The sequence below is a fragment of the Salmonella sp. SAL00653 genome (assembly GCF_046552515.1).
Lineage (GTDB): Bacteria > Pseudomonadota > Gammaproteobacteria > Enterobacterales > Enterobacteriaceae > Salmonella > Salmonella enterica.
In genome coordinates this window covers 162,943-176,317 of record NZ_JBGDTY010000006.1, presented here as the reverse complement: position 1 = coordinate 176,317, position 13,375 = coordinate 162,943, and the positions used below count along the sequence as shown (strand labels likewise).

5 protein-coding genes are annotated in these 13,375 nt (G+C 54.3%); 1 reads left to right on the top strand and 4 read right to left on the bottom strand.

The annotated features are described in order from the left end of the window. Nucleotides 1-125 precede the first annotated feature (125 nt). Nucleotides 126-1,457 (top strand): amino-acid N-acetyltransferase, encoded by a 1,332-nt coding sequence (argA, locus tag ACLJRU_RS09720; protein ID WP_000588964.1) that lies wholly within the window; start codon nt 126-128, stop codon nt 1,455-1,457. A 102-nt stretch (nt 1,458-1,559) separates the two neighbouring features. Here the strand turns inward: argA and recD are convergent, their stop codons facing one another. The 4 genes from recD to recC all read right to left on the bottom strand — a co-directional run bounded on the left by recD (nt 1,560) and on the right by recC (nt 13,367). After that, nucleotides 1,560-3,395, bottom strand: a complete 1,836-nt coding sequence (gene recD, locus ACLJRU_RS09715) for an exodeoxyribonuclease V subunit alpha (RefSeq protein WP_001540836.1) — start codon at nt 3,393-3,395, stop codon at nt 1,560-1,562. After that, a complete protein-coding gene (gene recB / locus ACLJRU_RS09710; RefSeq protein WP_023235217.1) occupies nt 3,392-6,937 on the bottom strand; it encodes an exodeoxyribonuclease V subunit beta in 3,546 nt (1,181 codons plus the stop codon). Before recB ends, recD begins: the two co-directional genes overlap by 4 nt. Next, complete coding sequence (gene ptrA / locus ACLJRU_RS09705; protein WP_023235218.1) at nt 6,930-9,818, bottom strand: pitrilysin; 2,889 nt, start codon at nt 9,816-9,818, stop codon at nt 6,930-6,932. The genes recB and ptrA overlap by 8 nt, the downstream gene beginning before the upstream one ends. 177 nt (nt 9,819-9,995) lie before the next feature. Further along, nucleotides 9,996-13,367: an exodeoxyribonuclease V subunit gamma gene (gene recC, locus ACLJRU_RS09700; RefSeq protein ID WP_001540840.1), complete on the bottom strand. Its 3,372-nt coding sequence runs from the start codon at nt 13,365-13,367 to the stop codon at nt 9,996-9,998. Nucleotides 13,368-13,375 lie beyond the last annotated feature (8 nt).

The window sequence follows — 13,375 nt, the reverse complement described above, 5'->3', positions numbered from 1 at the left end:
CTTTTTATATTCACGGCATTACTAAGAAAAGCGATCGGACCGCATAAAATTTACGCTTGCACAGAGGGCAAAAACAGAATAAAAATACACTAATTTCGAATAATAATTCACTAGTGGGGCGCGCAATGATAAAGGAACGTAAAACCGAACTGGTAGAAGGGTTTCGCCATTCAGTTCCCTATATCAACACCCATCGCGGAAAAACCTTTGTCATTATGCTCGGCGGCGAAGCCATTGAGCATGACAATTTTTCCAGCATCGTTAGCGATATCGGGCTACTGCATAGCCTCGGTATTCGCCTTGTCGTGGTGTATGGCGCGCGACCGCAAATCGACGCCAATCTGGCCGCGCATCATCATGAACCGATTTACCACAAAAACACGCGGGTGACGGACGCCAAAGCACTGGAGCTGGTGAAACAGGCCGCCGGTTTACTCCAGCTTGATATTACCGCCCGTCTGTCGATGAGTCTGAACAATACGCCGTTGCAGGGCGCGCACATTAATGTCGTCAGTGGCAATTTCACCATTGCGCAGCCGCTGGGCGTTGATGATGGCGTGGACTACTGTCATAGCGGCCGTATCCGGCGCATTGATGAAGATGCGATCAACCGCCAGTTGGATAACGGCGCGATCGTTCTGATGGGGCCGGTCGCCGTCTCAGTGACCGGCGAAAGTTTTAATCTGACCTCAGAAGAGATTGCCACTCAACTCGCCGTTAAACTGAAAGCGGAAAAAATGATCGGTTTCTGTTCTTCTCAGGGCGTTACCAATAGCGAGGGCGGCATCATTTCTGAACTCTTCCCGAATGAAGCACAGGCGCGGGTGGAAGAGTTGGAAGCGCAGGGCGATTACAACTCCGGAACCGTACGTTTTTTGCGCGGCGCGGTAAAAGCCTGTCGTAGCGGCGTTCGTCGTTGCCATCTGATCAGCTATCAGGAAGATGGCTCGCTATTACAGGAATTGTTCTCGCGTGATGGTATCGGTACGCAGATCGTCATGGAGAGCGCCGAGCAGATCCGCCGCGCCACCATCAACGATATTGGCGGTATTCTGGAGCTTATCCGCCCACTGGAGCAGCAGGGCATTCTGGTACGCCGTTCCCGTGAACAACTGGAGATGGAGATCGATAAATTTACCATTATTCAGCGCGATAATATGACTATCGCCTGCGCGGCGCTGTATCCTTTTGTGGAAGAGAAAATAGGCGAAATGGCCTGCGTAGCGGTACATCCGGATTACCGCAGCTCATCGCGTGGAGAAGTGCTTCTGGAGCGGGTTGCCGCCCAGGCGCGGCAAATGGGGCTGCGTAAATTGTTTGTGCTGACGACGCGCAGTATTCACTGGTTCCAGGAGCGCGGTTTTACGCCTGTCGATATAGAGTTACTGCCTGAGAGCAAGAAAAAAATGTATAACTATCAGCGACGTTCAAAGGTGCTGATGGCAGATTTAGGATAACAAGGGGGGCCTGATGGCGCTGCGCTTATCAGGCCTACGCTCGAAAGCATCATTTGGAGGCCGGATAAGACGCTACGCGTCGCCATCCGGCGAGAACTCGTCTTATCCGGTACGACTGACTTCATCAAATAAGGTGGCTAGCCCGCTGCGCCGCTCCGTACGCGTCACAATCGCGCCTGCCAGGATCCGTTCATCGGCATACAGCGATAACCGCCGCCGCGCTCGCGTAACAGCGGTATACACCAGCTCCCGCGTCACGACCGGCGAACGCTGGCTGGGTAAAATCAGCGCGGCGTGATCAAATTCAGACCCCTGTGATTTATGTACCGTCATCGCCCAGGTTGTATCATGTTCCGGCAGACGGCTGGGCTGAACGGACTTGATCGTGCCGTCCGGCATCACAAACCAGACGCGTAACCCCTGCCCGCGATCGAGCGCAATACCAATATCGCCGTTAAATAGCCCCAACGCGCTATCGTTGCGCGCAATCATTACCGGACGCCCTTCGTACCAGCGAGAATGCGGGTGCCGCTGAATTTTTCGTTGCTGCACCATCGCCTGCTCAATGCGGTCATTCAATCCCCTCACGCCAAATGGGCCTTCGCGCAGCGCACAAAGCAGTTGATACTCATTGAAAGCCTGAAGGATTGCCTCCGGCGTCGCTTTTTCATGCAGCAACCGCAGGTAGCGACCATAGCCCGCCAGCGCTTCATCCAGCATCCCGGCATAATCGTCGCTGCTTTGCAATGTACGCTTCTCTATATCGCTAAACCCCTGCTGAAAAACAGCCTGGATTGCCGACCTGTCGCCGCAGTTAATTGCCGCCGCCAGCTTGCCGATGCCAGAATCGCTGCCGAAACGATAGCTCTTTTGCAACAAACAGAGGCTATCGCGTAAAGATGCGGCTTGCGTTCCGGCCCCCGCCGGAATGGCGCTACCAGTGAGTCGACTTAGCTGTCGGGCGCGTTCCGCCGTAAACCCTGCGTTGACATAGGCGCAAATATCGCCCAACACAGCGCCCGCCTCAACGGATGCCAACTGATCGCGATCGCCAAGAAAAATGACCCGCCCGTGCGGCGGCAGAGCGTCAATCAAACGTGACATCATCGGCAAATCAATCATTGATGCTTCATCGACCACCAGCACGTCCAGATGTAGCGGGTTGCCCGCATGATGGCGTAATCGCTGGCTGCCGGGCTGTGCGCCTAGCAGTCGGTGCAGCGTACTGGCGTCCTCCGGTATACGCTTTTTCTGCGCATCGGTAAGTGGAAGCTGACGCAACGCCGCGCCGAGCGACTCCGTCAGGCGTGCGGCCGCTTTCCCGGTCGGCGCTGCCAGCCGGATACGGCAACGTTCGCCATCCGCCATTTGAATTAATGCCGCCAGCAGCTTCGCGACGGTGGTGGTTTTACCGGTACCGGGACCGCCTGAAATCACGGAGATACGGCGAGTTAGCGCTACGGCGGCGGCCACCTTTTGCCAGTTCACCTCCTCTGTCGGAGGGAATAGCGCGTCCAGAATACGGGATAACTGATCTTCATCTACGGCGATGGCCTGGTTAACCTCGTTAAAAAAGCGCGCAACCGTACGCTCGTTGCACCACATGCGATTCAGGTAGAGGCGATCGCCGCACAGAATTAACGGCGCGGGCCTATCGCCGCAGCTAACCGCCGCAGACTCCAGTAACCGCTTTTTCCAGTCGATTGGCGTAGCCGTTTCGCTTATCCAGGCGACCAGTAAGGGATGCGCCTCCTCCGTTAACGTTAAACGCGACAACGGCAGACACACGTGACCTTCACCTGCGTCATGACTAAGCAGCGCTGCCGCCAGCGTCACGGCGGGATCGTCGTTACCGGCGACGGTTAAAGCAAACTGGGCATCAATGGGCCGTAAGAGTTTTTGTTCAACGGCCTCCAGCAACCGCTCCTGGATTGTCATTGCGCCTCCTCACTCATTTCACCTGCAAACATATCATCCAGTTGGTTAATTAACGCCGCCGCAGGACGAGTGGTAAAAATACCCTGCTGCGGACGTTCGCTATCCACCCCGCGTAAAAAGAGATAGATGACGCCGCCGAAATGGCGTTCATAGTCGTAATTCGCCATTCGATGACGAAGGTAACGGTGCAATGCCAGCGTATAAAGCTGGTACTGCAAATCATAGCGATGCGCCTGCATCACCGCAGCCATCGCCGTCTGGGTATAGGCGGCGCTATCCTCGCCCAGCCAGTTAGATTTATAGTCGAGCAGGTAATAGCGCCCCTCATAACGGAACACCAGGTCGATAAAGCCCTTTAACATGCCGCGAACCTGCATGAAATCCAGCGCAGGGCAACCTGCTGAAAGCGGGTCGTATCGACGAATCAACGCATCCAGCTCTCCGGCGGTAAGCGGCTGGGCAATCGGCAGATAAAACTCCATTTCGACCTGTTTTTCACGCTCGGTCAGCACGCTCAGACTAACGCCCGTCTCGTTAAGGGGAACGTGTAACACGGTGTCCAGCCAGCGGGTAAGTACGGGCTCCCATCGCGTTTCAAAACCACTCAGCTCCAGTTTTTCCTGTACCCATTGGGGGTCTATCGGTTGAGTAAAATCAAGCTCTTCAAACAGGCTGTGCAAAAATGTTCCCGGCGATGCCCCGCGAGGAAAGTGATGCGGCGTCATTGCCGGCGCTTCCGCCGCTTCGCCAACGCCTGCGGCGTCAATGTCGAGACGAGGAATAAGATCTTGCGCCACGCTATGTCCCCGCTGCTGCAAACCAGAATAACTGATGACGCGCCAGCTATCATAAAGCAGGCGTTGCAGCGTTCTGGCGCTGAGTTCCGCGTGCGATGCAGCGGCAATTTGCCAGCGGTCGTTATCCGTATTGCCTGGCGTTCGACACACGATATCCTCGTCGCATAGCGCCTCAATACAGGCGCGAAGGCCTGCGGCATCCATCGGCTCGCCTTTTTGCAGGAGCCGCCCAAGCGCGCTTTGGTGCACATCCGTCTCGCCTTTCTTATCGCTGCGACGCCGTACCAGCGGCGCGACGCCGAGGCTGCAATGCCACACTGCACGGGTCAGCGCGACATAAAGTAGGCGCAGGTCTTCCGCCAGGCGTTCGGCTTCCGCCAGTGCTATGCTCTCTTCGGCATGACTAAGGTCCAGAACCGCCTCGTAGGAGTGCCTGTCGTGATAAAAAGCCTGGTCCTGCACGCGGAAATGGGTGATAAAAGGTAACCAGACCAGCGGGTATTCCAGACCTTTCGATTTATGAATGGTGACGATTTGCACCAGATGCTTATCGCTTTCCAGACGTAGTTGCTGGCTGGAAGCATTGCTATCGGGTTCAAGGATATGTTGCGCCAGCCAACGCACCAGCGCATGTTCGCTTTCCAGCTGCGAACCGGCTTCCTGTAACAGTTCGCTAATATGCAGAATATCCGTCAGCCGACGTTCGCCTCCCGCTGTCGCCAGCAGGTTTTCAGCAATATTGCGCGCCGACATTAGCGCGCGCAGCATAGGCATCACGCCGCGTTTATGCCAAATCTGTCGGTAGCCATCAAACTCTTCAACAACCGCATCCCACGCATTTTCATCATTGTTAAGCGTTTCGATATCCAGCGCGGTAAGGCCCATCATTGATGTCGCCAGAGCGCTACGCAGCGTATTCTCACGTTCGGGCGCCATCACCGCCTGCAACACCCACAGCATTTCCTGCGCTTCGAGCGTTTCGAATACGCTGTCGCGGTTAGAAAGATAGACGGAGGGGATCGCCAGTAAGGTCAGCGCATCCCGTATCAGCGCGGCTTCCCGCCTGCTGCGTACCAGCACGCTGATATCCGAGGCACGAACGGGCCGCGACGAATCGCCGTTCGTCAGCAGCGCGTCGCCCGTTTGCCCGGCACGCAGCCAGTCGCGAATTTGTGTGGCGCACACCTGCGCCATATAACTTTGATAATCGCCCGAACCGCAGCTTTCTCCCTCCATTAGCCACAGGGTCATCGCCGGTTGAGGCGCGTCATTCACTTTAAATTGCAGCGACTGGTTTCTGGGCGCAAACTTTACCGGACTGAAGGGAATATCGCGGAACATAAAGGTGTCATTCATCTGACTGAACAGCTTGTTAACGCTATTCACCATCCCCGGCGCGGAGCGCCAGTTAGTGTCAAGGGTATAGTGCGCGCTCACTTCGCTGCGAGCCTTCATGTAGGTAAAGATATCCGCGCCACGAAACGCATAAATCGCCTGTTTAGGATCGCCAATCAGCAATAGCGCCGTATCGGGTTGATGTCGCCAGATACGGCGAAAAATACGGTACTGTTGTGGGTCGGTATCCTGAAATTCATCGATCATCGCCACCGGAAAACGGGTACGAATCGCCGCAGCCAGCGCCTCGCCGCTTTCACTACGCAGCGCGGTATCTAAACGGCTGAGCATATCGTCAAACCCCAGCTCGCCGCGCCGGCGTTTTTCCTGAGCCACCGTTTCACGGATCTCTGATAGCGCTCGGGTAAGAACCAGATCTTTAATCGATAGCGGTTCGCCCAACAGGTTATCAATGGCGACAAACAATGGGTGCTGGGGCGTCACGCCGCCAGCTTTGGTGCGCTCAGCTAAAAAACGCTGTGAAAATTTTCCCAACGCCTCGGGTAATTGATAGTTTTTCGTCTCTTCTTGCGCCCACGCGGTGATCTTTTCGATCCATTTCGCCTGATTGCCGCGGTTGAACTTTCTGCGATCGATGCCGGATGATTCGATCAGCGCGTCCAGCTCGCTAACCGCCTCACACCACTGCTGCTTCACCTGGTTGATGCGCGCCAGGATCTGTTCATGACGCGATGCCAGCGTCTCCTCCTGCGATGGCGGCGCTTTAATGACCGGCGCTTCGCCCTGCAGATAACGATCGATATCCTTTAAGAGCGCCTTCGGTCCCTTCCACACGTCAAACACCACCTGCGCGATGTCGCGCGGCAGCGGATAGCAATGACGCCGCCAGAAATCGGCGCAGGCCTGATAACGCAACAAAGATTCGTCTTCAATAAGCTGTTGCTCAAACAACATACCGGATTCGAAAGCGTTCAGGCTGAGCATACGCTGGCAAAAACCGTGGATGGTAAAAACCGCGGCCTCGTCCATTTGTCGTTCCGCCAGTAATAACCACTGTGCGGCCTGCTTTTTGTCGCTAATTTCTTCCAGCAAGCGGGCATAAAGCGGATTATCCGTGCTTTCCCGCAGACAGGCGATGCGCAACTCATGGATATTACTGCGGATTCGCCCACGCAGCTCTTCAGTGGCGGCCTCCGTAAAGGTTACCACCAGCAGTTCTTCAACGCTCAACGGGCGGGGAAATGCGGCACTGCCGCCCAGGCCGAGCAATAACCGCAGATACAGCGCCGCGATAGTAAACGTTTTGCCTGTGCCCGCTGATGCTTCAATCAAACGCTCGCCTGTAAGGGGCAAGCGCAGAGGATCAAGAGTCTCGGAGACATCATTCATTCTTTTCGCTCATTAGAGGTAACGTTTGCTGCAAAGCGCTGACGTTATCCCACACTTTCCAGCCTGTCGGATGCACGTATTCTGCTTTTCCATTCTGGCTACCAGCAATCTGTGACAATATTGCCATACCTTGTGGTTCCACCACCGCCTGGTGGAAGAAGTCAGCAAGCTTTTGTGGCGTCAGCAATTTTATCTGAGCGATGATTTTATCACGCGAGTCAAAGCGCATATTACCCCGATCGAAATCCTTGCTTAAACGGGATGCTTCTTCGCCCAACGTTTGCGGCGCCTGGCGCATTTGCGTAATGATCGCCTGCTGAATTTGGGCGAACTCTTCCGGCTTCATCGCCCTCAGCTTCGCCTCGGCGTCAGGGAAAAATGCCTGATAGCGTTGCCACAGGTAAGAGGGCTGTTTATCGTTGCTCTGTAGCAGGAATCCCATTCCCCACTGACGGCCAACGCTCATCGGAAAGGCGAAAACGGCGTATCCCAGTTGCTCTTCGGTTCGTAGCTGATTGTAAAACCACGGTTGAACAATCTGACCTAACATCGCGCTGTAGGCGGCGCTGACATACTCGTCGTAGCCGACCGGGACAAAGACCGCGGCTAACGCGGAGTCGGTGCTACTGCCCGCTTTTTCAAATATTACGGACTGCTTTTTCTCAACCACCACGTCTTTGTTACGACACCACGCCGATCCGTTCGCCGCGAGCTGTTTTTGGACATCTTGCGCCAGAGAGGTCGCTTGGGCTTCGCTCATATTTCCTATAACCAGAAATTCCGGACGAGCGCCCGTTTTTAACGCATTACGATAGGCCATCACCTCTTTTAACGTAATGGACGGCAGCAAAGCGCGACGTTCATCACGGGAAAAATAAGGCACCTGCGAAATCATCTGCACCGGCATAATCGCCTGTTCGTAGGCTTTTCCCTTCTCCGCAGAATCCATCATCTGCGTATACCAGGATTTCGCCTGCGCCAGCTGTTCCTCCGTGGCGTCGTAGCTAAAATATCCTTCCAGCAACGCCAGGAAAAGCTGCGGCAAACGCTGGGTATAACCGTTCGCAGTGACCATCAGACCATTGTTGGCGTTAGTGGAAAAGCTAATGCCGCCCACTGCCGCCTGGTTGCTGAGCTGATCGAGCGCCATTCCCGCCAGATAATCATTAAGGGCGAACAGTACCTGATTGCGGGCGCTGTCCATCGCCTGCGGGTTACGCAATACCACGCTCACGTCAGCTTTTGGCTCGCTGGCGAAATAACGACTCGGCGCATAAACCACGCGCAAATCCGCTTTATCGACAATCAGTTCTGGCCGCACGTAGTTTTTGTCATTCTTAACAAGCGTGAAATCATCAGGAATATAGGGGTTTAACTCCGGCAGCGACAACGCAATGCTCTGTGCTTTTTGCTGCCAGTTTTTAAACGTCTGTTCGCTAATCTTATCGACCTGATAAGGCGCATCCACAAAATACGCCGTCTTATTATGGGGTTCCTGGGGACTGATGTACCAGATGCGCGCATTCTGCGGCGTCATCATCGCCAGGCGATTTTTGATAGCGGCAGGATCGTAACGATCGGCGATATTCGCCGCATCCAGCGTATGCGCTACCGGGACGCGGATCATAGTGTCCGCCAGCCATTCGACATAGTCCATATCGCGGATAATCGACGGATAGCGGAAGTCGAGATCCAGCACATGCGCCAGCTCGTCAAAGTAACGTTTATCTATCCCTTTTTCACGTAACGTATTGAGATAGCTGAAAATAGCCGCGACGACTTCATCACGATTGGCCAAACCTTTATCGGTCAGCGTTGCCGAAATGGCAAATACGCCGCTGTTACCATTAACAATCGGATCGGAATCCGCGCTAATACCTTCGACCAGTCCTTGTTTTTGCAGCCAGTCAGAGAGCGTCCCCGGGCTACGATTGCCAATCAGATAAGAGACCAGTTCATCGGTCTTGCTACGGAACTGCGCGCTATTGTTATCAATACGAAACTCCACGCGCAGCACTTTACGCGGTAGCGCCGGCACGTAATGAATAATGATGCCCTTCTGCGCCTCGGTGATGACAGGTACGGTAATTTCCGGTTTTTTAATCTGTTTATTCGGCACGCGGCCATAGGTTGCGGCGGCAATACGCGCCAGCTCCGGCAAGGGTTTATTACTGTAAATCACCGCCTTCATCAGATTAGATGAATAGTATTTTTCATGAAAAGCGATCAACGCCTGTTGCACCGGATTGCCCGGCTTATCGCTTAGCGTTTCCAGATTGCCGCCAGAAAAGTGCGAGCCTGGATGCGCCGGGTTAATGGTTTCGGCGCTTACCTGCGCCATACGCATACCGTCGCGGGTGCGCGCCATCGTCAGCTCGGCATTCACCGCGTTTCGTTCGCGTTCGGCATACTTTTTATCGAGCAATGGCGCGGCAATGGCGTCGGCCAGGCGATCTACGGCGCCTGGTAGCGCGTCGTTTTCAACCTCCAGGTAGAAGGCTGTTCGATAAGGCGCGGTGCTGGCGTTGTGGCTACCGCCATGTCTTTTAAGGTATTCGGCAAGGCTATCCGCCTGCGGATATTTTTTTGACCCCATCAGGCACATATGCTCAAGATAATGAGCAAGCCCCTGATGAGCCTCAGGATCTTCAAGCGATCCAACGGGTACCACTAACGCTGAAAGCGACTTTACAGCCTGCGGATCGGATACCAGCAACACCACCATGTCATTATCAAGACGTATCGCCTGATACTGCCGGGTATCTTTATCGCTTTTACGGATAGTTTCTTGCAGCGGTTGCCAACCGATATCCGCCTGAACTGCAGGCCCCCAGAGGGCGACCAATAACAATAACGCTTTGAACCAGGTGCTGCGGGGCATTCACGGACCTCATCATTAACTTTCATTCCCACTCATCTGTATGGCCACGTAAACCATCGACCTGAGCAGAACGGGATATTATTGTGCTGAACCAGGCAGCATCTTTTTATCAGTAATCAGTCCGTGACGAAGAGCGCATCATAGTCGAAGCCTTTTAATTGCGCGATTTTCATACAATCAACGAGACTGATTAAAACGAAACAGCGGTAACAGGTAATGTCGGGACTGCGCAATGATAGCCTGCAACGTTTCAGATTCCAGCTGACGCCAAAGACGTTGATACCAGATATCTTCGCCTTCGCCGCTCACCATCATGTTGCCTTCATAAGCCTGTAGAAACTTTGTTCTGGCCTTCTGTAAGGTGTCATCGTCGTCTAACATGACATCATTTTCAGCGTCATAACAGGCTTTTATCCATGCGCCGCCGCTTTCCGGCAGTACCAATAGCGGAGAAGACATGCCTTCCCGGTAGCCTTCAATCAGTTGCGCCAGGTAAGCCATTGCCTGCGCTTTATCAAGTGACGGAAATCGCCATTCTCCCTCTTTGCGCAAAAACAGACGACTTTCGCCACTCCCGCCGCTGGCACAATAGACAAGGTGTTCCAGCCAAAGTTTCACACCTTGCGCCACGCTGATTAAAGCGGGACGCCAGCGCAATAATCCATCCTCCTGTACCTGCGGTAGCCAGCCGGTTAGCTGAACGCCATTGCAAAGCAGATCCACTTCCAGGCTTTGGCTCGGCTTACGACAGGCGATAACCCGGCTTGCCAGTTGCTGCATCTCCTGACATTGCGCATCCCAGAATATTTCGCCAAACGCGCCGTAAGGCAACTCTCCCGCAGCCCGGAAACGGCGGAACAAGCGTTCGACGTCGTCCTCTTCAACCAGCGTATTGAGCAACTGTTGGTTAAGTTGATATCGCGTCAATCCCTCTAATTCAAACGGTTCCGCATCAGGAATCTCACTCTCTTCCGAGCGGAAATTAACCTGAAGCCGCATCTGAAAAAATGCGCGTACCGGATGGGCCCAAAAACGCTGCAGACTTTCCAGAGTCAATGTTTCCGGCATCGTAAAAGGAAGCGGCTGCACAAAGTCAGAATGCGCTTTCCCCGACTGACTCGCCGCAGGCAACCACTCTCTGGCATAACTTTGCTGTTCGCCGGGTTGGTAATTTTGCGCATCAAAAGGCATACGGGTATGCAGACGCGTAATATGCGCTTTGACTCGTGCTTCGCTCTCATCACAGGTCAGCGTTTCGTCGCCCGGCAAATAGTGGCTTTGCCCGATGTAATCCACCAATTCTTGCACCAGTACAGATGGAAAGCGTTCGCTATTATCCTGGATGGAGCGACCGATGTAGCTGATATACAGCGTCTGCTGCGCCGAGATTAACGCTTCCAGAAACAGGTAGCGGTCATCGTCGCGACGGCTACGATCCCCGCGCATGGGTTTTTGGCTCATCAGGTCAAAGCCCAACGGCGCAAGCTGGCGCGGGTATACGCCGTCGTTCATTCCCAGCAGGCAAACGACTCTGAACGGAATGGAACGCATCGGCATCAGCGTACAAATATTGATGGGGCCCGCCAGGAAGCGCTGGCTAATACGTTCCTGATCCAGACGCTGCGCCAGTTCATCCCGCAGTAGCGAAATCGGTACCGCGTCGCCATATTCCGCCGCAACGCCTTCGGCGATAATGGCCTGCCACTGCTGTTCAATCAATGTCATTGCCGCTTCCGTGTCCGCATCGGGCAGGAAGAAATCATTGAGCATGTCGCGACAAACGGGCAGCCACTCTTCCAGCGGTCGCTCCTGCGCCAGACCGCGCCGCCAGATATTAAGCTGCATCAGCAGCGAAGCCAGATGCCCGACCAGCTCGGCAATCAGACCGCTGGATTCGTCATAAGGCAGAACCGACTGCCACTCGCCCTGGGCGCTTTCCATCGCATACCCCAGCAGCATACGCGTCAGGCCAAATTGCCATGTATGCTGCCCTGTGGCAGGAAGTTCCAGCTCGCGTACGTTGTCATCGTCAATTCCCCAGCGAATGCCTGACTCATTGACCCACAAGCGCAAATAACGCAGCCCTTCTTCGTTGATCGTAAAGCGGGCAGCCAATACCGGTACGTCTAACAACGCCAGAACATCCTCGGAGACGAAGCGGCTGTCCGGTAACGAAAGCAGGCTGATAAATGCCTGTAACACCGGATGTGACTGACGCGCCCGCCGATCGGAAATGGCATAAGGCAGATAGCGCTCCGTTGGCGCGCTACCAAATACCGCCTGGATAAACGGGCTATAGCTGTCAATATCAGCCACCATAACGATAATGTCGCGCGGCGTTAGCGTCGGATCGGCTTCCAGCATCGCCAGCAGGCGATCGTGCAGTATTTCCACCTCGCGCTGCGGGCTGTGACAAACGTGAAAAGAGAGGCTGTTATCCTCGGGATCGAGCAGACGCTTATTGTCGCTGCGCGAATACTCCTCAAGATTTACGCCCGCCACCGCATGGCTTTCCAGTTCAAGAATATCCGCCTGAATCCGATGCAAAAGATTATCTGGCGTAATATCAACAAACGCATCCAGTTCCTGGCTGTTTTCCAGTTCAGATAGCAGGTAGATATAATCCCGCCCCAGTTTTCCCCATGAGGCCAGTAGCGGATTACCGATATCCTGCTCACCGTCGCTGTTAAATAAGGCTTCCGGATTCTGGTTTTCACGGAACAACGGTAAATGACGGTCTTCAAAAGTGTGACGACGCTGGCGAGCCATGAGTTTTGCCAGCCAGGCTGGGTCTTTAATATCCCCCCAGTAATACCGGCACGGATTAGTAAAAAGGAGATGGATTTCAATATGTTTACCCAGCGCCTGCAATGCTCTGAGATACACTGGCGGTAACGCGGAAATACCGCAAATAAAAACGCGGGACGGCAACCCTGGCGGGCAGGCGGTCGCGCTTTCCAGCGTTTGAATAAAGCGTTGGTAGAGATTGGCGCGATGCCAGCGCGGCTGCCCCAGCGCGGCGGTATATTCCACCAATGCTTTCCACAGCGGCGCCTGCCAGTTTTGCGCCTCCCCCAGACCTTCCACGGTTTTTCCCGCTTCCCACTGCGTAAGCCAGTCAGGCCGATAAACCAGATACTGATCGAACAGGTCGGCGGCGCGCGCGGAAAGCTGAAAGAGTTTGCGTTTATCGGTGTCGTCGGTCAGATAATGGCGCAGCAGTACAAACTCATCCTTATCCAGCAACTGCGGCAGCAAGGTCATCAGTTTCCAGCTCATGCTTTGTTTGCTGAAAGCGCTTTCTTTGGGGATATCCGGCAACACGCGGACAAACATCTCCCAGATAAAACTCGCCGGTAACGGAAAAGCGATATTCGCCGCAATACCAAACTTTTGTGAAAGGGTCATCTGCAGCCACTGCGCCATACCCGTGCTTTGTACCAGAATCATTTCTGGTTCAAAGGGATCATCCAGCCGCTCGCGTTCGACGATGAATTCCATCAACGCTTCCAGCACATCCAGACGATTGGAGTGGTAGACCCTTAACATAATTACTC

Coding starts and splice junctions, on each gene's coding strand:
- argA (WP_000588964.1), top strand. CDS start 126: ATGATAAAGGAACGTAAAACCGAACTGGTAGAAGGGTTTCGCCATTCA.
- recD (WP_001540836.1), bottom strand. CDS start 3,395: ATGACAATCCAGGAGCGGTTGCTGGAGGCCGTTGAACAAAAACTCTTA.
- recB (WP_023235217.1), bottom strand. CDS start 6,937: ATGAATGATGTCTCCGAGACTCTTGATCCTCTGCGCTTGCCCCTTACA.
- ptrA (WP_023235218.1), bottom strand. CDS start 9,818: ATGCCCCGCAGCACCTGGTTCAAAGCGTTATTGTTATTGGTCGCCCTC.
- recC (WP_001540840.1), bottom strand. CDS start 13,367: ATGTTAAGGGTCTACCACTCCAATCGTCTGGATGTGCTGGAAGCGTTG.